Genomic DNA, 25,580 nt, shown 5'->3' with positions numbered 1-25,580 from the left:
CCGTGGGGCTGAAAACCCGCGGCTCGCCCGTCACGCCTTGCGGGAAACCGGCGTGACCGTTGCCATTTGCTGCAATGTCCGCTCGTTGGTGCGCCTGGCGCGGGCCAGCGCATCGTCGCGATCTTCGGGCAGCGTGTAGGTCATGTAGGACAGCGAGGTTTCGAGGTCGTTGTTATTGTGCCCCAGAATGGCGGCGAAGTAGCTGTTCTTGGTGACGTGGGGTGGCGCGAAATTGTGATAGGCGACCTCGGCATAAAGGTGCCGCAGGCCATAGGGCTTGGGAAGCTCTTCCTTCGGCCAGAAATCCTCGAACAGGTTAAAAACCGTGTCCCGGAGCAGCAGGCGGGTTTCCGACGAAAAATCGTCGATCGACATGCCGTGCCACAGTTTTCCCTGCCCGCTTTCGCGCAGGAGCCTGTAGGCGGAGAGGATGGCTTCGGACCGGGCAAGGACCGGAATTTCGTAGGTCACGCCAAATTTCGTTCCTTCGCCCTGCTTCGTCTTGGCCTGGCCGTTGAACAGGATGCTCCATTTGGAAACGCCCCTGCCATAGGGGGCGGGTGAAAACTCGGCCTGGGTGAAAACCTCGTATGGGCGCCGTCCCGTCATGCCGATCAGGCCGATGCCGATCATCAGCGGATCGGCGGACTGGAGGCAATCGGCGCAAATCTTCAGAACCTGCCGGTAATTCTCGAATGTGATCAGGGCGCCGTGCTTGTTGGCGATCTTTTCCATCTTGACCCGGCGGGCGTCGTCATACATCGCCGCATCGCCCGTCGCGATCTTCAGCATCGGGTGGTCGTCGCCGAAGGCTTCGCGGATCGCATTGCGATATCTGGTGATGTAGGAGATGATCGTCGTCTGCGCCCTGTCCTTCATGGTGCCGAGTTCGGCGTTCCACAGGGCCTGCATTTCCTCTTTCGTGGCCACGCCGTTCATCGCCGCAATGAAATCCGCTATGCGCAGAAGAACTGTCGGCTTGCGGCCGGCGGTGTTGAATTCAGCCCGCTCGATTTTTTCGACGATGGATGTGGCGACGCCGGTTTTCGGATAGTCGGCCCGCTCGATATAGGTCTTCAGCCGCTCGCGCAGTTTCTTCATGTTGCAGATGGCGAGCGGGGTGCTCTTGACGCCGAATTCGGCCTTCAGAGCGTAACGGTATTTCATGATATAGAGTTCGAGTGTCTTTTCCGTGCGGCCGTTGTCGAAATGATAGCGGACCTCGGCGTCCCACAGGTCGCGGATCTTTCTGTTGCGCACCGCATCGTCGCTCTTCATCGCCTCCCTGACGCGGGCGACAAACTGGTCGATACGTTCCACGAGGACGGGTGTTTTTGTCTTTCGCTTTGAGGCGGGCATGCGGCGGCTCCCTGAACCGGTCCGAAAATATAAAATCCATGGTTGGCAATCAACTGAAGCACGGTTGAGGAAATGCCATGATCATTCGCCGCCGGCTGGTTTCTTTTGAATAATAGTTTAATTGATTCCGCAAGCACGGCGGTGATGCGGGAAACCGTGAGAGAGGGTTTCCGGCGCGCGTCGCCCGCTTGGAAGCCGTCAAATACTGCCGGCTTCCATGGTTCACGCGGACGAGGCCCGGCGGGATTGTTTGCGCGGCTTCGAAATGTCTGCGAAGCCTGTCGGGACAGGGAGGCTTATTTCGGCAGCCGGGTCTTCAGTGCCGCCACGATCTTGTTGGCCAGTGCCTCGTAATCCTCATCGAAATGATGGCCGCCCTCGATACCGAGCGTTTCCACGCCTTTCGCCTTCAGGCCGGGGCAGGGGTCTTCATCTTCCTCTTCCGTGCCGTAGATGCATTGCACCAGTTTCGGATCGATCTTGGCGATATCATCCACGGTCTTGCCGCCCTTGCCTTCTCCGGCAACGCCGAGCCAGCCCTGCACGGAGATTTCGAAATCCACCTCCGTGGACAATCCCATGAGGGTGAGCTGCACGACATGTGATTTCGCGCGGTCGGGCAGGAGGTTGTAGGTTGCAGGAATGATATCGGCACCGAAGGAATAGCCGATCAATACGACGTTTCGAACCTTCCATTGCTTGCGATAGGTGTCGATGATGCGGGCAAGGTCGCCCGCCACTTCCTGCGGCTGCTTTTCCTTCCAGAAATAACGCAGGGCATCGACGCCGATTACGGGAATGCCCTGCTTCTGCAGCGCGCCGCCCACTTCTTCGTCAAGATCGCGCCAGCCGCCGTCGCCGGAATAGATCACCGCCATGGTGTCCATGACAGGGCTCGTTTCCAGAACCTTGATCGGCAGGCCAAGCGGGCTGTCGGTGTCACCCGCGGCATCGATCTGGTCGGAAAGGGTCTGGGTCAGAACCTCGTCCGCCTTGTCCTCCACGTCCGTCACGTCGATGTCAGGATGCAGCTTGACGAGCGCGCTGACGTGGTCGCGACCCTTCTGATCCGCGCCGGGCGTGAACAGCACGCTGACGGGCGCGGGCAGCGGGCCGTCGGTGAGGCCATAGACCGTTTCGCCGTCCACCTTGTCCTTGGTGGCGGGGGTGCAGAGTATCTTCTCAAGCGGCAGGCCTGCCTTGGGGTCGACGGCGATGGCTTCCCGCACGGTGGAGACCGGGCTCTGCGCGATCATCGCCAGCGCCAGCGTTCCGCCCTTGCCGATGCCGGTAAGGATCGGCTGGCGATAGCTGCTGGTACCGGCGGTGCGCTGGATCTGCTGCGACAGCGACTCGATATCCGAGATCATGTAGATGCACTCGTCGTCATCGGCCTCGAGCGCCTTCAGATATTCCTTGAAGTCGATGCCGACCACGGCGGCGCCCTTTTCCACCAGCGCCTTGGCGCGGGTCTCGTCGGCGGCTGTCCAGCCGTCGGCGTCGGAAATCAGGAAGACGCTGGCGAGAATATCGCCGTCCGGCACCATGATGTGCTCGGCAGGGATCATGCCGGTCTCATAGGCGGGCTTGTCCTGCGCAAAAACAGGGGTGGAAGCGAACAGGGCGGAGGCGGCAAGGGCTGCCCTCAGCATGGTGGATTTTCTCATTTTCCGATCACTCCTCTGACACCGCCACTGATCAGAACCGTCGCATCCATCAGCGCCAGAGCGGCGTCCGCGCCGTTCTGAACTGCGAGATAACGCGGTTCCCATTTCGGGTGGAACTTTGCCTTGAAAGCGCGAAGTCCCTTGAAGTTGTAGAAACGTTCGCCGTGTTCGAACAGCGTGCTGCCGATGCGGTCCCAGACGGGAGCCGCGTCGCGCCTCGACATGCCGGACATGGGCGCCATGCCGAGATTGAAGCTCTCATAACCCGCCTCCCGCAAATATTGCATGATGCTGACGAAGAGGAAATCCATCGCGCCGCGCGGCGCATCCGGAGAAAAGCGCATGAGATCGACGGTTGCTTCCTTTTTCGTGTCCGTCACCATCAGATTGGCGAAGGCGGTGATCTTTCCATCCTTGCGCAGCACGGCGACGGGCTGCGACAGGATGTAGTCCGGCTCGAAAGCGCCGAGCGAGAAGCGTTTTTCCCGCGTGTTATGGTGCGCGAGCCAACCGTCGGAGACCTGTTTCAGGTCGTCCAGAATATCCGCCACATGCGCTTTTTCGACCACTTCAAAGGTAAGCCCGTCGCGTGCGCCACGGCTCAGCGACTGGCGAAGGGTTGCGAGCTTGCCGCCCTTCAGTTCGAAGGCGGTAAGATCCACCAGCGCCAATTCACCGAGTTTGAAGGCGCGAAGGCCCGCATCGGCGCAATGGGACAGAAGATAAGGCGAAATCTGGTAGAAGGCGGCGCGTGCGCCCGCCGAACGGGCGGCTTCCACGAATTGCCAGACGAGATCGGGGAAATCGTCCTCATCGCCGACCGGATCGGCGAAGGCGATCCAGGAGCGGCCCTGAATGCCGTACATGATGAAGGCATTGCCGCTTTCGGAAAACATCACGTGCTTGTCGCCCATGCGCACCAGATTGGCGTCGGCCGCATCCTGTGTCATGACGATGCCGGTTGCGCTGGCGACGTCATCGGCCTTGATGGCATCCGGCCGGTAGGCCACCGGCCGCATCAGGCTGAAGATGGCGATGGTGGACGACGCAAGCACGAGGCCGAGAAGCGCGCGCAGGCCGCGCGGGGCTTCCTCGGAGAATTCGAACTGCCACCACAGCGTATGGCTGTAATCCGTATCGCGATAGACGAAGAGCAGGATCGTGGCCGCGCCGGCGATGATGACGGCCATGGCGGCGAGCCAGCTTGGCCCCAGCGCCTGTTTCACCAGCGAGGCATGGCGGTTGAAGCTGCGCATATTGGCGGCGAGGGCGGCGATGAAGACACCGAGGATGGCGGCTTCGAAGACCGCGATCGCCTTGAGTATGGAGAGAACCAGTGCCACGGAGGCGGCGACGAGGGCGATCCACCAGGCGCCGTCCAGCCGCTGCCCGAGACCGCGCGAGGCGACGACCAGCACCAGGCCGAGAATGCTGGTGAGAAAATGCGCGGCTTCGATGATCGGCAGCGGCACGAAATTCGACAGGAAATCCAGATTGCCGTCCGGGGTGGGCGTCACGCTGGAAAAGATCAGCATGGTGCCGAGGATCATCGCGAAGGTTGACAGCAGCGGTGGGGCGAGCCGCACGGCAAGCTGGCTGATATCGGAGACCACGGGTTTTGCTGCGAACTGCTTCATTTCGGAAACGAGCATCACCAGAATGGCAACAAGCAGCGGCAGGACGTGGTAGATCACGCGGTAGAGAACGAGGCTTCCGAGCAGCTGGTCGACGCTGATCGCATTGCCGAGACCCGCGACCATCACCGTTTCAAAGACACCGAGACCGGCCGGCACATGGCTGAGAACGCCAAGGCCGACGGCGGTGGCATAGATGGCGAAGAATGTCGGCCAGCCGAGATGCGTCTCGGGCAGCAGCACATAAAGCACGGAGGCGGAGGCGGCGATATCGAAGGCGGAAACGAGGAACTGCCGCGACGATGTCCGGCTGTCCGGCAGGCGAAGCCGCCATGCGCCAAGCCGGATGGCGTGGCCGTTGCGCCCGACATAGGCCGCCACGACGAGGACCGCGATGACGGCCAGTGCCGCCCCGCGCAGGATCAGGGCGTCGACACCGATGATGGCGGCGATGCGCGGCGCGACGATGAAGGTGGAAATGGCGCTGACCGAAAGCAGCCCAAGCCCGAAGGACAGGGTGACGAAGGCGATGACGCGGGCGATCTCGCCGGGCGACAGCCCGAGCCGCGAATAGGCGCGAAAACGGATCGCGCCGCCGCTCAAGGGGCCGAAACCGGCGGTATTGCCGATGGCATAGGCGGCAAAGGCGGTTGCCGCCATGGGCGGAAAGGGCAGCTTGCGGCCAATATATTCGATGGCATTGGCGTCATAGAATATCAGCGCCAGAAAGCTGAGCGCCGTGAAGAGGATGGCAAGCAGGACGGCGGAAGCCGAGGTCTGCGTCAGCGCGTCGATGACGTCATCGTAGCGGACTTCGGACGTCAGGTGATAGATGGCAAATGTCATCATCACGAAGACGAGCGTGATGGCGATCGCAGTCAGATAGGGGCGGTTTCTGGCAAAAAAGCTCTCAACCGCGGATTCCGTGACATCGATTTGTGTGGTTTCGCTCTTGTCTGCCATTTGCCTTGTCCAGCGCCCGTTCCCAAGCTTGGCGAACCACAGGAATGTGTCGCTAATTCGTTTCGGTTGAGGAAATGTGATTAGCAGAAAAGCATGAAGTGTCGATGTGAACTTTGCCTCCGGTTATTCGGGAATTAGGCGCAGTTTAACGGCGAAAATGCAACTAAAGAATGCATGATTTTGGGGATTGTTCCCAAAGGGACAAAATTGACCGCTGCGGTTGCCTGGTGGTGGCGTTTGATGCCATTACACGCTCCTTTTGATTGAAGGAGATGCAGATGAACACGCCTACAAGAATAGCGCTTTCGCTCGTCGTCGCCCTCGTGGCGGGCGGCGGATACATGGCGGTGGACAAGATGCGCGGTGCCGAATGGGTCGTTTCGCCGCAGCAGATTGCGGAGGCCAAGGCAAAGGGGCAGATGGGGTATGAATCCCGCCCGGGCACCGTGACCGTGCTGCCGATCCGCAGCGAGACGGCGGATGTGCTGCCGATGAAATGGGCGATGATCGGTGTCGTCGCCGGGCTTCTGGCCTTCCGGGCGAGCGGCAGGAAAAAAGCGGCAAAGGCTTAAGGGCCTGCCGCTTCGTGTCTCCGGCGCCCTGCGCCGGAGATGAAATGCAATTTATGCCTCACGCACCCCAGGTTTTTTCGAGTACGCGGACCCAGTTGCCGTGGCAAATCCTGGCAAGCGCCTCGTCGTCATAACCGCCCTTGCGCAGGGCTTCGACCAGCAATTGCAAATCGGCCGCGTCCTTCATGGCGGCGGGAATGGTGGTGCCGTCGAAATCCGAACCGAGCGCGACATGCTCGATACCGATGCGGTTGACGATGTAATCCACATGGCGGACGAGTTCGCTCAGGTCGGTATCCGGGTTCTTCACGCCGTCCTGGCGCAGGAAAAGTACGCCGAAATTGATGCCGGCAAGGCCGCCCGTATCGCGGATGGCGTCCAGCTGCCGGTCCGTCAGGTTACGGCTGTGGTTGCACACGGCATAGGCGTTGGAATGCGAGGCGACGAGCGGCGCGTCTGAAATCCTGGCGATGTCCCAGAAACCCTGCTCATTCATGTGCGACAGGTCGACCATGATCTTCAGTTCGTTGCAGGTCTTTATCAGCCGCTTGCCGGCATCGGTGAGGCCGGGGCCGATATCCGGCGTCGAGGGGAAACGGAAGGGAACGCCATAAGCGAAAATGTTCGGGCGGCTCCAGACCGGTCCGAGCGTGCGAAGGCCCGCCTCGTAGAGCACGTGCAGCGCATCGAGATCAGCGCCGATCGCTTCCGCGCCCTCGATATGGAAGACCGAGGCGAAAGCGCCCTCTGCCATGGCGCTGCGGATATCGGCGGCGGTGCGGCAAACCTTCAGTGCGCCGGCGGATTGTTTCTCGGCGCGGAACAGCAGGCCGGCCATGGCGAGCGTGGCCTTCAGGGCGTCGGCTTCAGCCGGTGTCGAAAAATCGCCGTTGGCGTCCTTCTCCATGCTTGGTGACGGTACGTAGATGGCGCAGAGGCCGCCGGCCAGCCCACCCTTCCTGGCGCGTGGCAGGTCGATGTGGCCAACCGTGTCACCTTCGATGAGCAGGGTTTCGGGAGAGGCATTGCCCGACCGCCATAACCGCAGAAGCACGTCGTTGTGGCCGTCGAAGACGGGTACGGTTTTTTCATCGGTCATGGTCATTCACCTTCGGATAGGGGGAGGGCGCGGATGCGCGCCTATTCAGACTTTTGGGAATTGGTAGAGGAAAGGTCAAGGCGGGAGCAAATGCAATCCGTGCATAGGCTCTGCCAAATTTGGAATTGGTCGGGCCTCGTTTGCTCGTGTTAATCGCGGGAAAACATAAAAAAAATGACTGGATTGGGGCAAACCCACCGTTTTCCGAAAAATAAGGTCCGAAAGGGGATTTTCGATGATTTCAAGACGCAACCTGCTGATTGCCGGCGCTGCCGTTCCGTTCCTGTCCTATGCGCGCATTCCGGCATTTGCCGCGACACCGAAGGATATTCTGGTCGTTGCGCAGCAGCTGGACAATATGACGAGCCTTGACCCGCATGAAGGTTTCGAAGCCGTCGGCGGTGAAATCATCTCGAACATGTATCAGAAGCTGGTGCGCGCCAACCGCGAGGATTCCACCAAGGTTGATCCGGTTATCGCGAAATCCTGGGAAGCCGATGCGGACAGCAAGGTCTTCACCTTCGTCATCGGTGACGAAGCGACCTTCGCGAGCGGTGCGAAAGTGACCGCGGAAGACGTCGCCTTCTCGCTGCAGCGCGCCATCAAGATGAACAAGAGCCCGGCCTTCATCATCAGCCAGTTCGGCTTCACGCCCGACAATGCCGAGACGACCATCGTTGCCGCCGACGACAAGACGGTGAAGCTGACGACGGCAAAGCCGACCGCCATCTCCTTCCTGCTTTATTGCCTCTCCGCCAATATCGGCGCGATCGTTGAAAAGAAGGCGGTTCTCGCCAATGCTTCGGGTGAAGACCTCGGCAATGGCTGGCTGCAGAAGAACAGCGCCGGTTCCGGCGATTTCATGCTGCAGGCCTGGAAGCCGAGCGAAAGCGTCGCACTCACCGTCAACCCGAACGGTCCTTACAAGGGCAATATCAAGCGTATCGTGCTGCGCCACGTCACCGATCCGTCCTCCCAGCTGCTGATGCTGCAGAAGGGCGATATCGATATTGCCCGCGATCTGACCTCCGAGCAGCTGCGTACCGTCAAGGATGACGCCAATATCGAGTTGGAGCGCAAGTCCATCGCCTCGCTGGTGCTGATCTCGCTCAACCAGGGCAATGAGAACCTTGCCAAGCCGCAGGTCTGGCAGGCGATCAAGTGGGCGCTGGATTATAAGGGCATGCAGGAAAACATCGTGCCGCTGACGCACGAGATCCACCAGAGCTTCGAGCCGAAGGGCTTCCCCGGCGCCGTTAACGACATTCCGTTCCAGCGCGATGTCGAAAAGGCGAAGGCGCTGATGGCCGAAGCCGGCCTTGCCGACGGTTTCGAGATCAGCATGGACCACTATTCCGCCCAGCCTTACCCGGATCTGGCGCAGGCCATTCAGGCCAACCTTGCCGATATCGGCATCAAGGTGCGTCTGCAATCGGCTGAAAACCGTCAGGTTCTGACCAAGATGCGCGCCCGCGAACACCAGATGGCGCTGTCCGCATGGGGCACGGATTATTTCGATCCGCATTCCAACGCCGATGTCTTCAACATCAACAAGGACAATGGCGACGACGCCAAGTCGAAGCCCTTCCTGTGGCGTTCGCGCTTCAAGAACGACGACTTCGCCGCCAAGGCGGAAGCCGCCCGTGACGAGAAGGACCCGGCAAAGCGCGTGGAGCTTTATGAAGCCCTGCAGCGCGAGCACATGGAAAACAGCCCGTTCGTGTTCATGTTCCAGACCACGAAGACGGCAGCCTTCCGCAAGGGTGTTTCCGGTTTCGAACTCGGCGTTCTCTCCGAGGGCAATTCCTACCACGATGCGAAGAAAGCGTGACATTGAACAAGCGCGTTAAAAGCATATCGTCGATACTGAGCAGCGTCCTCCTGACGCTGTTCGGTTTGATGGTCATCACCTTCATGATCGGGCGCGTCATGCCCGTCGATCCCGTCATCGCGGCGGTCGGCGACAACGCGCCCGAAGACGTCATCGTGCGGGTGCGGGCCGAAATGGGTCTCGACCAGCCGCTGGTCGTGCAGTTCTTCCACTATGTCACGCAGGTCCTGCATGGCGATTTCGGCAATTCGATCCTGACCCGCAATCCGGTCTGGATCGATATCAAGCGCGTTTTCCCCGCCACGTTCGAACTTGCCACCGCGGCTCTCATTCTGGCCGCGCTGATAGGCATTCCGCTCGGCGTCTGGGCCGCCGTGAAGCAGGGCAAGCTGACGGATCAGGTGATCCGCGTCGTCTGTCTTGCCGGTCACTCCGTGCCTGTTTTCATGCTGGCGCTGATTTCGCTGCTCGTCTTTTACGCCACGCTTGGCGTCGCACCGGGACCGGGCCGTCAGGACATCATCTATGACGGCATGATCACGCAGGTCACCGGCCTGATGACGGTCGACACGCTGCTTGCCGGTGACTGGGACGCCTTTTACGACGCCATCGCCCATATGGTGCAGCCCGTCTGCATCCTCGCCTATTTCAGCATGGCCTATATCACCCGCATGACGCGCGCCTTCATGATCGACGCGCTGAAGGGTGAATATGTCATCACCGCCCGCGCCAAGGGGCTGTCCGCCATGACCGTGATCTGGGGCCACGCCTTCCCGACGGTCGCCGTGCAGCTCGTCACGGTTCTGGCGCTCACCTATGCCGGCCTTCTCGAAGGTGCGGTGGTGACGGAAACCGTCTTCAGCTGGCCGGGCCTTGGTCAATACCTCACCGTCTCGCTCATGAACGCGGACATGAACCCGGTCGTCGGAGCAACCCTGTTGATCGGCTTCATCTATGTCGCCCTCAACCTGCTCGCAGACGTGCTTTACAGAGTTATGGATCCTCGCGTTCGATGATGTTAGCTAATTTCAGAAACTGGGCTCTGGATGAGACGCCGCATTCCCGCACACAGGCTGCCTGGGGAAACCGGTATCGCATCTGGCTCAACCTCAAGTCCAATCCGCTGGCGGTGATCGGTCTGACCATCATCGTCCTGTTCATCGCGCTGTCGCTTCTGGCACCGCTGCTTGCGCCCTATGATCCGGCGACGCAGAATCTCGGCAATCGCCTGGCATTCCCCAGCGCCGAACACTGGTTCGGCACGGATGAGCTGGGCCGCGACATTCTCTCGCGTATTCTCTATGGCGGTCGCGTCACGCTCGGCATGGTCATTGCCGTCGTCGTTCTCGTGGCGCCCATCGGCCTCGCCATCGGCTGCATCGCCGGTTATTTCGGCGGCATTGTCGATACGGTGCTGATGCGGGTGACGGATGTGTTTCTGGCCTTCCCGCGCCTCATTCTGGCGCTCGCCTTCGTCGCGGCGCTGAAGCCCGGCGTTGAAAGCGCCATTCTCGCCATCGCGCTCACCGCATGGCCGCCCTATGCGCGTCTTGCCCGCGCCGAAACCATGACGGTGCGCGGCAGCGACTTCGTCGCGGCTTATAGGCTGACCGGCGCTTCCGCCTGGCGCATCATTGCGCGGCATATCGCGCCGCTCTGCGTGCCGAGCCTTATCGTGCGCATCACGCTCGACATGAGCTCGATCATCATCACCGCCGCCAGCCTCGGCTTCCTCGGCATGGGCGCACAGCCGCCTTCGCCGGAATGGGGTGCGATGATTGCGACGGCCAAGCGCTTCATCTTCGAACAATGGTGGGTCGCCACCATTCCCGGCATCGCCATCTTCCTCGTTTCGCTCGCCTTCAATTTCCTTGGCGATGGCCTGCGCGACGTTCTCGACCCGAAGGGACATTGAGCCATGCTGGTCGAAATCGAAAATCTGAAGATCGCTTTCCAGACCCGCACCAGCCGTTTCGAGGCGGTGCGCGGTGTGTCCATGAAGCTCGGCACTGAAAAGCTCGGTATTGTCGGCGAATCCGGTTCCGGCAAGAGCCTGACGGCGCGGGCGCTGATGAAGCTTCTGCCCTCCAATGCGGATATCCGCGCTGACAAGCTTGCCTTCGACGGCATCGACGTGCTGTCCGCAAGCGAAAGGCAGATGCGCCAGATCCGCGGCAAGCGGGCGGGTTTCATTCTGCAGGACCCGAAATATTCGCTGAACCCGGTGAAGACCATGGGTGCGCAGATCGCCGAAGCGTGGCGCGCCCATAAGGGCGGCAGCAAGCGTGCCGCCATGGAAGCGGCCATCGGCCTGCTTGATCAGGTGAAGATCCGCAATCCGCGTCAGGTCGCCTCGTCCTATGCGCATGAGGTTTCCGGCGGCATGGGCCAGCGCGTGATGATCGCCATGATGCTGGCGCCCGATCCGGAACTTCTGATCGCCGACGAGCCGACCAGCGCGCTCGACGCCACGGTGCAGGCGGAAATCCTGCGGCTGATCGAGGAACTGGTGTCGGAACGCGGCATGGGCCTCATCCTCATCAGCCACGACCTGCCGCTCGTTTCGCATTTCTGCGACCGCGTCGCCGTCATGTATTCCGGCCGGGTGATGGAGGAGCTGAAGGCGTCCGAACTCCTGAAAGCCGAACATCCCTATACAAAGGGACTTCTGAACTGCATTCCCTCGCTGACGCATCCGCGCGAGCGTCTTCCCGTTCTCAACCGTGATGCAGCGTGGTCCAGCCAATGATCGACGTCGATAATCTCCGTATCAAGTTCGGCGACCGCGAAGTGGTGAAGGGCGTGTCCTTTTCGGTGGAAAAGGGCGGCAGCTTTGGCATCGTCGGCGAAAGCGGCTCGGGCAAGTCCACCATCCTGCGCGCCATGGCGGGCCTCAACGAAAGCTGGGAAGGCCGCATCGCCTTTGCCGGCAAGGACGCACCGCTGAAGCGCACGCCGGAGTTCTTCCGGCAGGTGCAGATGGTGTTTCAGGACCCCTATGGCTCGCTGCATCCGCGCCAGACCATCGACCGCATTCTCAGCGAATTGCCGCTGGTACACGGCATGGACAATATCGAAAAACGCATCCAGCAGGCCTTGTCCGACGTGGCGTTGCCGCAGGCGGTGCGGTTCCGTTTCCCGCACCAGCTCTCCGGCGGCCAGCGCCAGCGCGTGGCGATTGCCCGCGCGCTGATTGCCGATCCGCAGGTGCTGCTGCTCGATGAACCGACTTCGGCGCTCGATGTGTCGGTGCAGGCGGAAATCCTGAACCTGTTGCAGGACCTGCGCGCGGCGCGCAACCTCACCTATATTCTCGTCAGCCACAATCTTGCGGTCATTGCGCATTTGTGCCCGCAGGTTGGCGTGATGCTGAATGGGGACATGGTGGAGCAGCTGAGTGCCGGCGATCTGCGAGATGGCCGGACCAAGCATCCGCATACGGAAGAGTTGCGTAGCCTGAGTATCCGGCTGGAAGAGCCGGCTTGAGTCTACGTTGCCAATAAATCGAGCGGGTGCCACGAGTTTCTTCTCCCCGAGGGGGAGAAGTCCGCGGCAGCGGGATGAGGGGGCAAGCTTCCCGTAAATCTCTACCGTCGCCCCCTCATCCGACCCTTCGGGCCACCTTCTCCCCCCGGGGAGAAGAAACAAGCGGCTATGCCGAGGCTTTCTGTAGAGACGACAAGACACGAGACCGAGCCATGCCAAAAGAATTCGACTGGAACGCCGCTTCAACTCTTTCGCAAAGCTTCGTCTCGCAATGGGCGGACAATGAGCCGGGCGGGGCGGTCATTGGTTTCGATCTCGATGGTATCCGTTTCGCCCATGCCGGCGGTGTCGAGAGCCTCTCGACCTTCGCACCCTTCACGCCGCAGAGCGTGGTGCGGTATGCCTCGGTCACCAAACATGCCTTCTGTGCCATGGTGCTTGCGCATTCCGATCTGATCGGCCTTGACGATCCACTCGGCAAACATCTGCCGGAATTGCAGCCACCGCTCCGCGACGTCACGGTGGGGCAGGCGCTGGATATGAGCGGTGGCCTGCCGGATACGCGTGAATGCCTTTCGCTGCTTGGCCTTTCCGTCTATACGGAAACGAAGGCCGGACCGCTTCTCGACTATCTGTCGCGGCTCAACCGGCTGAATTTCCCGGCCGGCAGCGAGGTGTCCTATTCCAATACCGGTTACCGGCTGGTGGAAGTGGCGCTGGAGCGTCGCGGTTTCCGTTTCGATGATTTCGTGCAGGAACAGATTGCCGATCCCTTTGGCGTGTTCCTCAAGGCGCCGGATGTCTGGAACGATCCTGTCGACGGGCTGGTGCCGGGTTACTGGAAGGCTGAAGACAACTGGCAGCTTTCGGCCGCCGGCCTGCATATCTCCGCTTCGGGTAGCCTTGCGGGCAGCGCCGAAGCACTTACCCGTTGGTTGCAGGGTCTGATGCGCGGCGAGGGAAGCTTCGCGGGTGTCCTTGACGCGCTTTCGGCTGAGCGGCCGCTCGCCGATGGACGGATGAGTGAATATGGTCTCGGCCTGCGCTGGTCGCATCTTGGCGACAGGCGTTTCGTCGGTCACGGCGGTTCGCATCCGGGCTACAAGACTTACTTTCTGCTCGATCCGGAAAATGGCACTGGCTTCGTCGTGGTGTCGAACCGCGAGGATACCAATGGCTTCAAGATCGCGCTGGAAGGCATGGCGGCTTTGATCGGCCTGCCTTTGCCCAAACCCGCCGCCAGTCTGCCGGAAGGTCTCTATGTCACCGAAAGCGGGCCGTGGTGGCTGGAGGTCAAAGGCAGCACATCCACCTTCATCGATGGTGACGACACGCTTTATGAAGATGTCGATGGCTGGGTCTCCTCCCGTTCCGCATCCTCTCCGATGCGTCTGAGGCTGGATGGTGCCGCCGTTGTCGGTGAGGCCGGCCACGCCGCCCGCCGCTTCCTGCCGGTCGGCCAGCATGCCGTGCCGGACGATCTTTCGGGCTTGTGGCGCTCGGATGAGGGCGCGGAATTTATCATCAACGGTTCGTCGCTGACGATGGGCATCGGCCCCACACGCCGCAGCATGCCGCTTACGGCGCTCGGCAATGGCCGCTTTCTGTTCACGCTCATCGATGGGCCGTGGACGAAGCGCGTTTGCCTCAACCGGCTGGGTGACGACCGGATCGAGCTGGTGTCCAGCCGGGCGCGGATGATCGAATATTCAAGGAGCCGCTAACGAGTGAGGCCGATCCCGGTGCGCCCCACAAACTCGATGTCATCCTCGGGCTTGACCCGAGGATCCATTGTCGCACTTGGTTGTGGATCCTCGGGTCAAGCCCGAGGATGACGCAAGCGGGCTCTAGTTGGTTTGCTAAACGACCCGAAGCTTTCTAAAGGGTTTCAATCGGCTTCCATTGCTCCTAATAAAGACCCGTGTTCCCGGCAGGCCGGGACAACATCTTTGTGGGAGAACAGGCCCTTGGAAGTCAAATGGCTCGAGGATTTCCTGGCGCTGGCCGGAACGCTCAATTTCTCGAAGGCGGCGGATGAGCGGCATGTGACGCAATCCGCCTTCAGCCGGCGCATCAAGCAGCTGGAAGCCTGGGTGGGTGCGACGCTGGTCGACCGTGCTTCCTATCCGTCCCGGCTGACAGAGGCGGGAGTGAAGTTCGTGCCGGTGGCGCAGGAGACGCTGAAGCAGCTTTACCATGCACGGCGCACGCTTCTTCAGGAAGAGGGAGCCGATGCCAGAACCGTTCGGCTGACGGCGCTGCATACCCTGTCCTTCACCTTCTTTCCCGACTGGCTGAAACGGGTGAACGAGACGGCCGGACCGCTGTTTTCGGTTCTGCGGCCGGATTCCGGCAGCATGGAGGAAAACCTCAATTCGCTGGTGGACGGGCAGAGTGATTTCCTTCTCACCTATGCCCATCCCGAAGTGCCGATGCTGCTCGATGCGCAGACCTTCGAATTCCGCGTGCTGGGTGCGGAAAACATCATTCCCGTTTCCGCGCCGGCGAAAGATGGTTCACCGTTGCATGCGCTGGTGGAAAATGCGCGGAAACCCTTTGCCTATCTCGACTATGAAAAGGCCTCGTTTTTCGGGCCGCTGCTGCGCGATCTCCTGAGCGCGCGCTTGCCGCAATTCGAGCGGGTGCATGAGGGCAGCATGTCGGTGGGGCTGAAAGCCATGGCGATGGCCGGCTGGGGTGTCGCCTGGGTGCCGGAAAGCCTGATGCGGCACGAGCTGGATAGCGGCGCTCTGGTGCGCGCCGCCGATTCAAGTTTCGATATTGCCGTCGATATCAGGCTTTATCGCTCGAAGGAGAACCGCCGGCCCGTGGTTGAGCGCATCTGGGCGGTTCTCGAAGGTTAGAGCATTTCCGGGAAAAGTGGCCCCCGGTTTTCCATCCGGAAATGCGACAAACAAAACGCTTTCGATCAGATGGCCGTGCGGCGGGCGTTTTCGAGGTAGAGCGCGCGCAGGCGGCTCACCATCGGGCCGGGCTTGCCGTTACCCACCGGCTTGCCGTCGATCTTCGTGACCGAAACCACGAAGTTGGAGGCGCTGGTCAGGCAGGCCTCGTCGGCATTCAGCGCCTCTTCCAGCGTGAAGGGGCGTTCTTCCAGCGTAAAGCCGGCTTCCTTGGCCAGTTGCAGGGCGGCAAGACGGGTGCAGCCGGGCAGGGTCTTGTTGCTGTTGCCGCGGGTGATGATCTTCTTGTCGGCGGTGACGATATAGGCGGTCGAGGACGCGCCTTCGGTGACGAAACCGTCCTCGATCATCCACGCCTCGTCGCAGCCTTCAGCCTTGGCGATGCGTTTGGCCATGACCTGCGGCAAAAGGCAAACGGTCTTGATATCGCGACGTTCCCAACGCTGGTCGGGAACCGATTTGACGGCGATGCCGGCTTCTTCGACCGGGGTGCCGATCAGCTTCTTGGCCTGGGTGAACATGACAAGCGTCGGCTTCAGATCGGCGGAGAACAGGAAATTGCGGTCTTCGGCGCCACGCGTCAGCTGCAGGTAGATCATGCCTTCGACGAGGTTGTTGTCGGCAATCAGGCGGCGTTCTGCCTCGACGATCTCTTTCGTGGTGACCGGCAGCGGCACGTCGATTTCGCGGGCGCTGCGCTCCAGCCGGGCCATGTGCAGGTCGCTGTCGATCAGCTTGCCTTCCAGAACGGAGGTAACTTCATAAATGCCGTCGCCAAACAGGAAACCGCGGTCGAAGATGGAGAGGCGGGCGTCCGCTTCGGGCAGGAATTCGCCGTTGACGTAAACGATGCGACCGGATGGGCTAGTCATGAAAACTCCGTCTGGAAAAGTCAGGCTGAAAGAAGGGTTTTAAGGGCGTCGATGGAAATGGCCTCGACCGTGGAGACCTTGCCGGTGCCGGCATTGAAGCCCTTGGTCGTGGTTGCTGCGCAGAGCGAATTGAGGATCGCCTCCTCCGTCGCCTCTATCGCGGCTTCGAAGAGCGGCGAAATCGCATCGTTGGAAAGTTCTGGATAGTCTGCGACGGCCTTGCGGCGCGCAGGCGTGCGGCGCAGCCGCTCATCGGTGGAAAAGGCCAGCGCATAGTCACCGGAGCCATTGCTGAGTGCTGCACCCGTGCGCGCCAGCCCGCCGAAGCTTCTAGCCGCCAAACGCTTTAGATTGCGGGAGGAGAGCGGCGCGTCGGTGGCGATAATGATGACGATCGAGCCGTCCTTGTCCTTATGGTCAGGGCTGGCATAGGGCGTGCCGCAGACCAGCAGATGGCCGCCGTAATTGGACTGCACGAGAATGCCCAGCGTATAGGTCGTTCCGGCGATGGTGACGATGCGGGATGCGGTGCCGATGCCACCTTTCATGCCGAAAGCGACCGTACCGGTTCCGGCACCCACGCCGCCCTCGGTCACCGGGCCTATGGCCGCGTTTTTGAGCGCGGTTGATATCTCATCGACCGTCGGGCGGCCGGCACGGATGTCGTTCAGGCGGGAATCGTTGGTTTCGCCGACGACGGCGTTGATCGAGACGACTTTCTCATTGCCCGGCCGTGCCAGCGTATGGTGGTTGATCGCCTCGATGGCCCGGCCTGTCGCCAGCGTATTGGTGAGGATAACAGGTGTTTCGAGCTCGCCGAGTTCCTCGATCTGGGTGGAGCCGGCAAATTTGCCGAAGCCGTTATAGACGGCGAAGGCGGCGGGCACCTTGTCCTGAAAGAGATTGCCGCCATGCGGCAGGATCGCGGTTGCGCCGGTGCGGATCGTGTCGCCTTCGATGACGGTCGAATGGCCGATGGTCACGCCTTCGACATCGGTGATGGCGTTGAGCGGGCCGGTCTCGAAATGGCCGGGCCGGAAACCGATATCGCGCAGTCTCGGGCGGGTCGTCTGATGCATCGGGCGATCACTTTTGCGGAATGCAGGCTCAAGGTGGAACAGGCGCGGCTTCATGAAAAGCTTTGCTCTGACTTGACGTTAGACTACTTCGCCGGGAAACGGCATCGCAAAAATGGAATAGTTTTATGCGGGCAATGGATGCGCTCAGGAGGCGCGCAGCGCGGCTTCGCCTTCACGCTCCAGCCATTGCCGCATCGTGTCTTCCGTCTCTTCGTGCGTCGGTGCGCCGATGCGGCCGCCGAAGACGGTGCATTTGAGCGCGGCGGCAACGGAGGAGAGGCGGATGGCCGCGCGGCTTTGCATACCTTCAGCCATCGCCAACGCAAAGGTGCCGTGGAAGATATCGCCCGCCGCCAGCGTGTCCACTGCCTTGACCTGCATCGTTGATTGGAAATGTACCGTGGGATCATCGGCCTCCGTCCACCAGCAGCCTTGCGGGCCGGCGGTGACGGCGATGAAGGTCTGCGGGTAGCGGGAATGCAGCACCGGCAGCATGTCCTTCACCGTTTCAAGTCCGGTCAGCCGGGCGGCGGCGGGTTCGGAAAAGACGATATGGGTCGCGGCGGGCGCAAGCTTCTCCAGCGTTTCCACCGGCGCCACATCGCCATCCAGAATGGCCGGTTTGCCAAGCGCGCGCGCCACGGTGAGCACATCGAGTGCCAGTTCCGGCCAGCGCACATCCACCAGAACGGCATCGAACGGGGCAATATCTGCCGGCGTGCAGGAGCGTTTTTTCTCATGCAGGCGATGGTCGTAAAAAGGCACGATCAGCCGTTCTCCCCGGTCATCGATGATGATCGTCGACAGGGCCGAGCGCGCGCCGGCGGCGATGGTCATGCCGGTAACATCGATGCCGCTTTCGGCGAGATCGCGCAGGATGCGGGCGCCGGTTTCGTCGTCGCCCACCGCACCCCAGAGGCTGGCGCGGCCGCCCATGCGACGCACGGCATAGGCAGCGCTCGAGGCCATGCCTTCGGCAATCTGCAACATCTCATAGGGCAGGACCTTGCCTTCGCCCTTCGGCATGTCATGCACACGGAACAGGGTGTCGAGCACGGCGGCACCCACGCAGAGCACATGCTTGCCGCCCGCTTCCTTTACCATTCTCTTCGCTCCTGCCGTGTTCAGATGCGCTTGCCGCTGTCCTTGTCGAACAGATGCACGGTTGCCGGATCGATGGCAATGTGGATCGTATCGCCGAAGCGGACATTGAGGCGCTCGCGGAACAGGCAGGCGATCTCGTCGCCCTTGCAGTTCAGCTTGGCGTAGATTTCCGAACCGGTGCCTTCGACCAGTTCTACCCGGCCTTCGATGCCGGTCTCGGCGGCGCGGATATGTTCCGGCCGCACGCCGTAGACGAGGTCGCGGCCGCCCAGTTTGCCGATATCGGCATTGGCGGGCAGCGGCAGGCTGAGACCCTTTGCGGTGCGGAAGACGCCTTCCTCCACCCGGCCGCGAATGAAGTTCATGGCCGGCGAGCCGATGAAACCGGCAACGAAGAGGTTGGCGGGATTGTCGTAAAGCTCGAGCGGCGCGCCGATCTGCTCGATCACGCCATCATGCAGCACCACGATCTTGTCGGCCATGGTCATGGCTTCCACCTGATCGTGGGTGACATAGATGGTGGTGGTGCCGATGCGCTGGTGCATGGCCTTGATCTCACCGCGCATCTGCACGCGCAGCTTGGCGTCGAGGTTGGAAAGCGGCTCGTCGAACAGGAAGACCTGCGGATCGCGCACCAGCGCGCGGCCCATGGCGACACGCTGGCGCTGGCCGCCGGAAAGCTGGCGCGGATAACGGTCCAGCAGCTTTTCCAGTCCCAGAATGGCGGCGGCCCTGTCGACCTTGGCCCTGGTTTCCTCGGCGCTGACCTTCTTCAGCTTCAGCGCGAAGCCCATATTGTCCTTGACTGTCATATGCGGATAAAGCGCGTAGTTCTGGAAGACCATGGCGATATCGCGGTCACGGGCGGGCAGGTGGCTGACCTCGCGCGCGCCAATGTGGATTTCGCCATCGCTCAGCTCTTCCAGTCCGGCGATCATGCGCAGCAGGGTGGACTTGCCGCAGCCGGAAGGGCCGACGAGGACGACGAATTCTCCGTCCTTGATATCGATATCGATACCGTGGATGACGTTGACCGAGCCGAAGCGCTTCTGGACATTTTGAATATTGACCGGTGCCATGTTTTTGGTTCCCGTTATGAGCAATTCCAGCAAAAGTGTGTCGCGGTTTTGCGTCCGGAATTGCGTTTAAAAAGCAAGGGCATGGAATGCCCTTTGTTGGTTCAGCCGCCCTTGACGGCACCGGCGGTGAGACCCGCCACGATCTGTTTCTGTGCGAACATGGTGAGCAGCAGCACCGGCAGCGTGACGATGAGCGCGGCTGCGGCCAGCGGTCCCCAGCTGACCTGTTCGAAGGACAGCATGTTGTAGACCGCGACCGGCAGGGTGCGCGTTTCACGGCTGGCCAGCACGATGCCGAAGACGAAGTTGTTCCACGAGAAGATGACCGCGAGGATGAAGGAGACGACGATGCCGGGCTTGGCAATCGGCAGCGCCACCAGCCGGAACACCTGCCAGGAGGATGCGCCATCGATGCTTGCCGCCTCTTCCAGTTCCTTCGGTGTGGTCTCGAAATAACCGATCATGATCCAGACGACGATCGGCACCGTCACCACAAGATGGATGATGATCTGCGGCCACAGCGTGCCCAAGAGGTTCAGCCATTGGAACAGCAGGAACAGCGGAATGAGGAATGAGAGGCCCGGCGTCATGCGGGCGATCATGATGACGACGGCGGATTTTTCCGCCTTCAGCCGCGCAATGCCGTAACCGGCGGGAACGCCGATGACGAGCGCCAGAATGGTGGCCGCTCCGGTGACGAGGACCGAGTTCCAGAAATAGAGGAAGAAATTGTTCTCCTCGAACACCTTCACATAGTTCGACCAGGCGAAACGTTCGGGAATGAGGATCGGCGGATAGGCGCCGTTGTCGATCTCATATTTCAGCGATAGCGAGATCATCCAGATGAAGAACAGGATGACCGGCGAGATCATCACCAGTGCCACGAAGAAAAGGCCGATGCGATCGAGTGTCTTGCGTTTCAGGATTTTTCCAGACATCAGCGATCCTCCATCTCGTTCCACTGCGAGCGCTGGCGCACCATCAAAAGCACGAAGGACAGCGCCACGATGATGATGAAAAAGACGACGGCCATGGCCGAGCCGTAACCGATGTCGTAATAGGAAAACGCCGTATTATAGAGATAGATGTTGATGGTTTCAGACGCCGTGCCGGGCCCGCCTTGAGTCATCGCATAGATGATGTCGAAGCTTTTGACGGCATCGATGGAGCGGATGATGACGGCGATCATCAGAAACGGCGCAATCATCGGCATGGTCAGGTAACGGAATTTTTGCCAGGCATTGGCACCGTCGATTTCAGCACTTTCATAGGGTTCGCGCGGCACTGCGGCCAGCCCGCCGAGCACGATCAGCATGACCAGAGGCGTCCACTGCCAGGTTTCCACCATCACCAGCGAGGGAATGACGGTCGACTGGTTGTAGATCCATTCCAGCGGCCCGATGCCGATGAGCGACAGCAGATAGTTCAGGACGCCGAGCTGCGGGTGGAACATCATGGTCCAGACGAGCGCGATGGCGACCGGGGTCGCCATCATCGGCATGACGAAGACGCCGCGCAGAAAACCGCGCAGCGGAAACTGCGCATCGAAAACCAGTGCCGCTAATGTTCCGAGGAACAGCGGGGCGACCACCGACAGCACGGTATAAATGAGCGTATGCCAGAGCGATTCCCAGAACCTGATATCACCGGCGAGCCGGATATAGTTCTCGAAACCGATAAAGCTCTGCTCCTGTCCGAGCGTCCAGCGGTGCACGCTCATCCACAGGGTAAACACCCATGGAAAAACGATGACAGCCAGAATGACGATAAGTGCCGGTATGACGAAGGGCCAGTAGTTGGGAGCAAGCCTTGCCGGCCTGCTCCCTTCTCTACGACTGATGCCTGTCTTGGTGTTTTCGATGCTCACGGAGGCCATTATCCCTCGCTACGTGCCAGAACGGGTGCGAACTGTTCCGTCGCCTTTTTCAGTTCGGCTGCCGGGTCCGCGCCGCCGATCATGTTGGTGAGGCCGACGCCGTAGATGTCGCGGAACTCCGTCACCGGAATGATGACGGGAAGCGCAAGCTGCGAGACCTTGCCGGAACCGACAACGGCATCCAGCCAGGCGGCCGGCATCTTCACGCCTTCGCGGACCTTCTGGTCTTCGAGGATGGACTGGCGGAATGGAACGCCCGCACCGGCCTGCAGGAGACGCGCACCCATTTCATGCGAGATCGCCCATTGGCAGAAGAGGTAAGCGGCCTCCTTCTTGCTGCTGGCTTCGACGACGCCGAGGCCATCGCCAAACGTGCCGGCGGCCTGAACTGCCGGGCCTTTCGGCATGACGCCGTAACCGACCTTGCCGACGACGCGGGATTTTTCCGGGTTCTCGATCGGCGGAGCAAAACCGACGCCATCGAACCACATGCCGATCTTGCCCTGCAGGAAGGCCGATTGCGCTTCCGCCCAGTTGAAGCCGGAGACGCCGGGAGGTGCTGCCTTGGTCATCAGGCGTTGGTAAAGCGCTGCCGCTTCCACCGCTTCCTTTGACTCGGTATCGATCTTTCCGTCCGCACCGATCGGCTTTGCGCCATAACCCAACATCAGCGAGGTCCAGACCGGGGTATTGGCGTTCTTCAGGCCACGGGCGACGAAACCATAGGTGTTGGTTGCGGGATCGGTGATCTTTTCCGCCGCCGTTACCAGTTCCTCGAAGGTTTCAGGGTATTTCAGGCCCTTGGCCTCGAAGAGTTCCTTGTTCCAGTAAACGATCCAGTAATCCACCGAGAAGGGCAGCGAGCGCAGAACGCCATCGCTATCCTTGGCAAACAACATGCCGGCTTCAGCGAAATCCTTTTCGACGAGCGACGGATCGGTAAGCGACGGATCCTTCAGGAAGCCGCTGATATCGGCCAGCCACTTGCCCTTTTCGAACTGGCGCTTCTGAACGTGATAGCTCAGATGCACGACGTCGAAGCTCGGCTTGCCGGAGGAAAGCTCGATGACGACTTTCTGGCGCTGCTGCTGTTCCGGGGTTGCCTCGGCATTGACCTTGATGCCGGTCAGTTCTTCGAATTCGCCGAGATATTTGATCAGCGTTTCGCTGCGCGGGCTTTTGACGAGATTGACCTCAAGCGTGGTGCCGGCGTGTTTTTTCCAGTTCACCGCCGCCGATGCCGGGCGAATGCCGAGCATCGCGCTGCCGCCAATCGCGGCCGTGCCTGCCAGAAAGGCGCGACGCGTGGGGTTGAGCAATGAATGCGTCATGTCAGTTCTCCTCCAGATTAGCCGGAAATTCTCCTCACCCCGGCTTGTTGCTTATTTTCCTGCAATCCCGGCGCAGGACCGTTTTCGACCCTGCCGGAACTGCCTTACACCGCCAGCGCCCTGTCCCTTGCGTTGCGGATATGGGCGGTCAGCCGCTCAACGGCGTCTTCCACGGATCGCCTCTCGATGGCTTCGAGAATGGCGAGATGTTCCTTCATTACCGACTTCACATGGCCGGCGATGCGAAACCGCTCCTGGTTGATGAGGCGCATCTTGATGGAATTGACGCGGTAGGCATTCGAGATGATCGAATTGCCGAGACTATCGATGAAGGCATCGTGCATGCCCCAGTCCACCTGCTGGGCATGCTGATCGAGCTCCGGCGATTCTCCGCTGTTTTCAGCCGCTTCTGCAATATCGCGATGCTGTTTCAAAAGCTTGGCGATGGCCTCATCGGAAGCCGAGCGGGTGAACAGCGCCACGGCCTCTTTTTCGAGGAAGATGCGGAACTGGAATGCTTCACGGATAAGGTTGATGTCGATATGGGCGACCTGCAAGCCCCGCTGCGGCACGGTCTTGATCAGCCCTTCCGCCTCCAGCCGCGGAATTGCCTCCCGGATCGCCCCCAGCGGCAGACCTGTCAATTCCACGAGGCGGCGTTGCGAGATGAATTGCCCCGGGCGAACATCACGCGAGAGAAGGTGATGCGTAAAGCTTTCATACGCCCGTTCCCGCAATGTCTGTTCGCCGGTATCGTCCATGCTCAACCTTTCAAGGTCTGTTCAAGCGGCCTGTTTGCGAAACAGCGCGTCGAAAGCGCCTTCGATCTGCCGCCGGTCCTCTGGCGAAATGGCGACGAGCGGTGCGCGCACGTCCGGCCAGATGTTCTCCCCTGTCGTATGTGATACCAGCACCTTGACGGCTGGCGTAACCGGGAATTTCAGAAGTTCCACAACAAGATCTTCAACGCGCTTGTCGTCCTTGCCGTCAACGGCCATGGCGCGGACTTCCTGTGTGAGGAAATTGGCAACGCCCGAGATGGCGCCCTGGCCGCCGAGGCGAACGCCCCTCGCCAGATCGCGCTCATCGCCGATCAGGATGACGAGGTCGCCATGCTCTTTCAGCAGGCGTTCGGTATGGCTCCAGTTGCCGGAGGAATCCTTGACGCCGGTGACGATGCCGGGGAATGCCTTTTTCAGCCTTCCCACCAGCTCGACCGACAGTGTCACCATGGTCACGGAAGGAATGTTATAGACGAGGATGTCGCGGGCGCCCTTGCCGATCTTTGCGAAAACCGCCGAAAACCAGGCGAACAGGCCGTCATCGCTGACATTCTTGAAATAGGAGGGCGGGGCGAGAAGAATATTGCGGGCGCCGGCTTCCAGGGCCTCGGCCGACTGGTCCGCCGCATCCTCGATGGAATCCACGAGAACGCCGGTGACAAGGCGGGACGGCGCAATACCGGCTTCGATGAAACGGGAGAGGATAACCTGCCGTTCGCGGCTACCGACGGAGCATCCCTCACCGGTGGTACCGAACAGTGTCACACTGTCACAACCGTTTTGAAGGCAGCGGCGGGCATGAGCGATCATGGCGTCGATATCGACGGTTCCGTCCGTCTTGAACGGGGTTGTCAGGGCTGCCGAAAGGCCAAATTTCTGGGTCAATTAAGATGCTCCTCCAAGGTGACCACGGATTGATAGCGTACTGACATGTTAGTTGTAAATATCTAATTGCAGGATGACTGTTTGAGGTATCGGGCGGAGCGGGATTCGGATTTCGGATCGCGTGGCGCATTGTCTGCCTGCCGTGAGGCATGGAGCCATCGCAGGGAATTGAAGCGGATGCCCTTTCGTGCCGCTTCTCTCAGGGCACATTCCTTGTCAGGGCTTGCGAAAAAATGCGAAAATAAAATTTGACTGTTCGAGTAAAGATTTTTATCAGGCAGTCTGAATATAGGGATAAAGGGACCATCACCATGACTATTGCGGAGCCTTCAGCGCCTGTTGCCGAGATCGAACAGAGCCGCGTCAAGAGACTGAAAGCAGCGACGCGCGAGGCGCATGGTGAACTCGATGCCTTCATCATGGCTTCGAAGCCGTTCGAGAGCCGGGAGAACTTCGGCAAATTCGTTGAAACGCAATATCTTTTCCATCGCGACCTCGACGTTTTCTTTTCCAATGCCACGCTTGATGGCCTGCTTCCCGATCTTAAAGGCCGCCGCCGTCTTGCCATGATCGAGCAGGACCTTGCCGATCTCGGTCTTGCTATTCCGGAAGCCAGGGCTGCGCGTTTCACCGGCGAAACGCCCTTCGATCTGCCAGAGGCGATGGGCTGGCTTTATGTGGTCGAAGGTTCCAATCTCGGTGCGGCTTTCCTGCTGAAAGATGCGGCAAAGCTCGGTCTTGGCGAAGAATTCGGCGCGCGCCATCTGGCCGGCGCACCGGAAGGACGCGGCCTGCACTGGCGCACATTCACCGCAGCACTCGATGAAATTGCGCTGACGGTTGAAGAGGAAGAGCGGGTTGTCGCGGGTGCCGAGGCTGCGTTCCGGGCCGTCCATGCCTATGCGCAGCAGCGGCTGGGTTGAGGTTTTGGCATAGCTGCGCGGTTGTTGTCCTCATCGCGCAGAAGTGCCCCGTCGCGCGTGCGAGTTCGATTGAGTCTTAGCACCCCAGCGCCGTTACCCCGGACTTGATCCGCG

At 60.6% G+C, this 25,580-nt stretch carries 22 protein-coding genes; 9 read left to right on the top strand and 13 right to left on the bottom strand.

Going from position 1 to position 25,580, the window contains the following annotated elements:
* Positions 1-30 precede the first annotated feature (30 nt).
* The 3 genes from JZX88_RS10240 to mprF all read right to left on the bottom strand — a co-directional run bounded on the left by JZX88_RS10240 (position 31) and on the right by mprF (position 5,623).
* Positions 31-1,359, bottom strand: coding sequence for a telomere resolvase (locus JZX88_RS10240; RefSeq protein ID WP_206913454.1), 1,329 nt, complete (start codon positions 1,357-1,359; stop codon positions 31-33).
* Between the two features lie 296 nt (positions 1,360-1,655).
* Entirely contained in the window at positions 1,656-3,026 is a 1,371-nt protein-coding gene (locus JZX88_RS10235) for a virulence factor (protein WP_206913453.1), read from the bottom strand.
* Complete coding sequence (gene mprF, locus JZX88_RS10230) at positions 3,023-5,623, bottom strand: bifunctional lysylphosphatidylglycerol flippase/synthetase MprF (RefSeq protein ID WP_206913452.1); 2,601 nt, start codon at positions 5,621-5,623, stop codon at positions 3,023-3,025. The genes JZX88_RS10235 and mprF overlap by 4 nt, the downstream gene beginning before the upstream one ends.
* Before the next feature lie 278 nt (positions 5,624-5,901).
* On the opposite strand from mprF, the gene JZX88_RS10225 reads away from it, so the two are divergent.
* Complete coding sequence (locus JZX88_RS10225; protein ID WP_065114134.1) at positions 5,902-6,195, top strand: hypothetical protein; 294 nt, start codon at positions 5,902-5,904, stop codon at positions 6,193-6,195.
* A 58-nt stretch (positions 6,196-6,253) separates the two neighbouring features.
* On the opposite strand, the gene JZX88_RS10220 is transcribed toward JZX88_RS10225, so the two are convergent.
* Positions 6,254-7,294, bottom strand: coding sequence for a dipeptidase (locus JZX88_RS10220; RefSeq protein ID WP_142857431.1), 1,041 nt, complete (start codon positions 7,292-7,294; stop codon positions 6,254-6,256).
* Between the two features lie 235 nt (positions 7,295-7,529).
* Between JZX88_RS10220 and JZX88_RS10215 the strand changes: the two genes are divergently transcribed.
* From JZX88_RS10215 to JZX88_RS10185, 7 genes are all read left to right on the top strand, one after another.
* Positions 7,530-9,125, top strand: coding sequence for an ABC transporter substrate-binding protein (locus JZX88_RS10215; RefSeq protein WP_142857429.1), 1,596 nt, complete (start codon positions 7,530-7,532; stop codon positions 9,123-9,125).
* A gap of 2 nt (positions 9,126-9,127) precedes the next feature.
* Complete coding sequence (locus JZX88_RS10210) at positions 9,128-10,141, top strand: ABC transporter permease (RefSeq protein WP_065114132.1); 1,014 nt, start codon at positions 9,128-9,130, stop codon at positions 10,139-10,141.
* On the top strand, positions 10,138-11,040 hold the full coding sequence (gene nikC / locus JZX88_RS10205; protein WP_004433196.1) for a nickel transporter permease: 903 nt from the start codon (positions 10,138-10,140) through the stop codon (positions 11,038-11,040). The genes JZX88_RS10210 and nikC overlap by 4 nt, the downstream gene beginning before the upstream one ends.
* Positions 11,041-11,043: 3 nt before the next feature.
* The gene (locus JZX88_RS10200; RefSeq protein WP_004433197.1) at positions 11,044-11,874 is read left to right on the top strand and encodes an ABC transporter ATP-binding protein; all 831 of its coding nucleotides are present in this window, start codon (positions 11,044-11,046) and stop codon (positions 11,872-11,874) included.
* Positions 11,871-12,611, top strand: a complete 741-nt coding sequence (locus JZX88_RS10195) for an ABC transporter ATP-binding protein (protein ID WP_065114131.1) — start codon at positions 11,871-11,873, stop codon at positions 12,609-12,611. Before JZX88_RS10200 ends, JZX88_RS10195 begins: the two co-directional genes overlap by 4 nt.
* A 212-nt stretch (positions 12,612-12,823) precedes the next feature.
* Positions 12,824-14,335: a serine hydrolase gene (locus JZX88_RS10190; protein WP_206913451.1), complete on the top strand. Its 1,512-nt coding sequence runs from the start codon at positions 12,824-12,826 to the stop codon at positions 14,333-14,335.
* Positions 14,336-14,578: 243 nt separating this feature from the next.
* Complete coding sequence (locus tag JZX88_RS10185) at positions 14,579-15,475, top strand: LysR substrate-binding domain-containing protein (RefSeq protein WP_065114129.1); 897 nt, start codon at positions 14,579-14,581, stop codon at positions 15,473-15,475.
* Between the two features lie 65 nt (positions 15,476-15,540).
* Here JZX88_RS10185 and JZX88_RS10180 read toward each other — a convergent pair whose 3' ends face one another.
* The 9 genes from JZX88_RS10180 to JZX88_RS10140 all read right to left on the bottom strand — a co-directional run bounded on the left by JZX88_RS10180 (position 15,541) and on the right by JZX88_RS10140 (position 24,543).
* Positions 15,541-16,407 (bottom strand): D-amino-acid transaminase, encoded by an 867-nt coding sequence (locus tag JZX88_RS10180; protein ID WP_065114128.1) that lies wholly within the window; start codon positions 16,405-16,407, stop codon positions 15,541-15,543.
* Between the two features lie 20 nt (positions 16,408-16,427).
* Positions 16,428-17,486 carry a P1 family peptidase gene (locus JZX88_RS10175; RefSeq protein ID WP_206913450.1) on the bottom strand — a complete coding sequence of 353 codons (1,059 nt, stop codon included), beginning with the start codon at positions 17,484-17,486 and terminating at the stop codon, positions 16,428-16,430.
* Between the two features lie 144 nt (positions 17,487-17,630).
* Positions 17,631-18,590 (bottom strand): sugar kinase, encoded by a 960-nt coding sequence (locus JZX88_RS10170; protein ID WP_206913448.1) that lies wholly within the window; start codon positions 18,588-18,590, stop codon positions 17,631-17,633.
* Positions 18,591-18,610: 20 nt separating this feature from the next.
* Positions 18,611-19,669, bottom strand: coding sequence for an ABC transporter ATP-binding protein (locus tag JZX88_RS10165; RefSeq protein WP_065114126.1), 1,059 nt, complete (start codon positions 19,667-19,669; stop codon positions 18,611-18,613).
* Between the two features lie 101 nt (positions 19,670-19,770).
* A complete protein-coding gene (locus JZX88_RS10160; protein ID WP_031233854.1) occupies positions 19,771-20,592 on the bottom strand; it encodes a carbohydrate ABC transporter permease in 822 nt (273 codons plus the stop codon).
* Positions 20,593-20,606: 14 nt separating this feature from the next.
* Positions 20,607-21,545 (bottom strand): carbohydrate ABC transporter permease, encoded by a 939-nt coding sequence (locus JZX88_RS10155; protein WP_206913446.1) that lies wholly within the window; start codon positions 21,543-21,545, stop codon positions 20,607-20,609.
* Positions 21,545-22,876 (bottom strand): ABC transporter substrate-binding protein, encoded by a 1,332-nt coding sequence (locus tag JZX88_RS10150; RefSeq protein WP_065114123.1) that lies wholly within the window; start codon positions 22,874-22,876, stop codon positions 21,545-21,547. The genes JZX88_RS10155 and JZX88_RS10150 overlap by 1 nt, the downstream gene beginning before the upstream one ends.
* 104 nt (positions 22,877-22,980) lie before the next feature.
* A complete protein-coding gene (locus JZX88_RS10145; protein ID WP_206913444.1) occupies positions 22,981-23,637 on the bottom strand; it encodes a GntR family transcriptional regulator in 657 nt (218 codons plus the stop codon).
* A gap of 21 nt (positions 23,638-23,658) precedes the next feature.
* Positions 23,659-24,543 carry a dihydrodipicolinate synthase family protein gene (locus JZX88_RS10140; RefSeq protein WP_206913443.1) on the bottom strand — a complete coding sequence of 295 codons (885 nt, stop codon included), beginning with the start codon at positions 24,541-24,543 and terminating at the stop codon, positions 23,659-23,661.
* 311 nt (positions 24,544-24,854) lie between these two features.
* Between JZX88_RS10140 and JZX88_RS10135 the strand changes: the two genes are divergently transcribed.
* Positions 24,855-25,466, top strand: coding sequence for a biliverdin-producing heme oxygenase (locus tag JZX88_RS10135; RefSeq protein ID WP_142857417.1), 612 nt, complete (start codon positions 24,855-24,857; stop codon positions 25,464-25,466).
* Positions 25,467-25,580: the final 114 nt, after the last annotated feature.

Source organism: Agrobacterium sp. OT33, assembly GCF_017313365.1.
GTDB lineage: Bacteria > Pseudomonadota > Alphaproteobacteria > Rhizobiales > Rhizobiaceae > Agrobacterium > Agrobacterium rhizogenes_A.
The sequence above is the reverse complement of the archived record's forward strand: the minus strand, read 5'-3'. Positions and strand labels throughout refer to the sequence as shown.

Bases quoted from the DNA above. Each gene is read 5' to 3' on its own strand.
- JZX88_RS10240 (WP_206913454.1), bottom strand. From the start codon at position 1,359: ATGCCCGCCTCAAAGCGAAAGACAAAAACACCCGTCCTCGTGGAACGT.
- JZX88_RS10235 (WP_206913453.1), bottom strand. From the start codon at position 3,026: ATGAGAAAATCCACCATGCTGAGGGCAGCCCTTGCCGCCTCCGCCCTG.
- mprF (WP_206913452.1), bottom strand. From the start codon at position 5,623: ATGGCAGACAAGAGCGAAACCACACAAATCGATGTCACGGAATCCGCG.
- JZX88_RS10225 (WP_065114134.1), top strand. From the start codon at position 5,902: ATGAACACGCCTACAAGAATAGCGCTTTCGCTCGTCGTCGCCCTCGTG.
- JZX88_RS10220 (WP_142857431.1), bottom strand. From the start codon at position 7,294: ATGACCGATGAAAAAACCGTACCCGTCTTCGACGGCCACAACGACGTG.
- JZX88_RS10215 (WP_142857429.1), top strand. From the start codon at position 7,530: ATGATTTCAAGACGCAACCTGCTGATTGCCGGCGCTGCCGTTCCGTTC.
- nikC (WP_004433196.1), top strand. From the start codon at position 10,138: ATGATGTTAGCTAATTTCAGAAACTGGGCTCTGGATGAGACGCCGCAT.
- JZX88_RS10200 (WP_004433197.1), top strand. From the start codon at position 11,044: ATGCTGGTCGAAATCGAAAATCTGAAGATCGCTTTCCAGACCCGCACC.
- JZX88_RS10195 (WP_065114131.1), top strand. From the start codon at position 11,871: ATGATCGACGTCGATAATCTCCGTATCAAGTTCGGCGACCGCGAAGTG.
- JZX88_RS10190 (WP_206913451.1), top strand. From the start codon at position 12,824: ATGCCAAAAGAATTCGACTGGAACGCCGCTTCAACTCTTTCGCAAAGC.
- JZX88_RS10180 (WP_065114128.1), bottom strand. From the start codon at position 16,407: ATGACTAGCCCATCCGGTCGCATCGTTTACGTCAACGGCGAATTCCTG.
- JZX88_RS10175 (WP_206913450.1), bottom strand. From the start codon at position 17,486: ATGCATCAGACGACCCGCCCGAGACTGCGCGATATCGGTTTCCGGCCC.
- JZX88_RS10170 (WP_206913448.1), bottom strand. From the start codon at position 18,590: ATGGTAAAGGAAGCGGGCGGCAAGCATGTGCTCTGCGTGGGTGCCGCC.
- JZX88_RS10165 (WP_065114126.1), bottom strand. From the start codon at position 19,669: ATGGCACCGGTCAATATTCAAAATGTCCAGAAGCGCTTCGGCTCGGTC.
- JZX88_RS10155 (WP_206913446.1), bottom strand. From the start codon at position 21,545: ATGGCCTCCGTGAGCATCGAAAACACCAAGACAGGCATCAGTCGTAGA.
- JZX88_RS10150 (WP_065114123.1), bottom strand. From the start codon at position 22,876: ATGACGCATTCATTGCTCAACCCCACGCGTCGCGCCTTTCTGGCAGGC.
- JZX88_RS10145 (WP_206913444.1), bottom strand. From the start codon at position 23,637: ATGGACGATACCGGCGAACAGACATTGCGGGAACGGGCGTATGAAAGC.
- JZX88_RS10135 (WP_142857417.1), top strand. From the start codon at position 24,855: ATGACTATTGCGGAGCCTTCAGCGCCTGTTGCCGAGATCGAACAGAGC.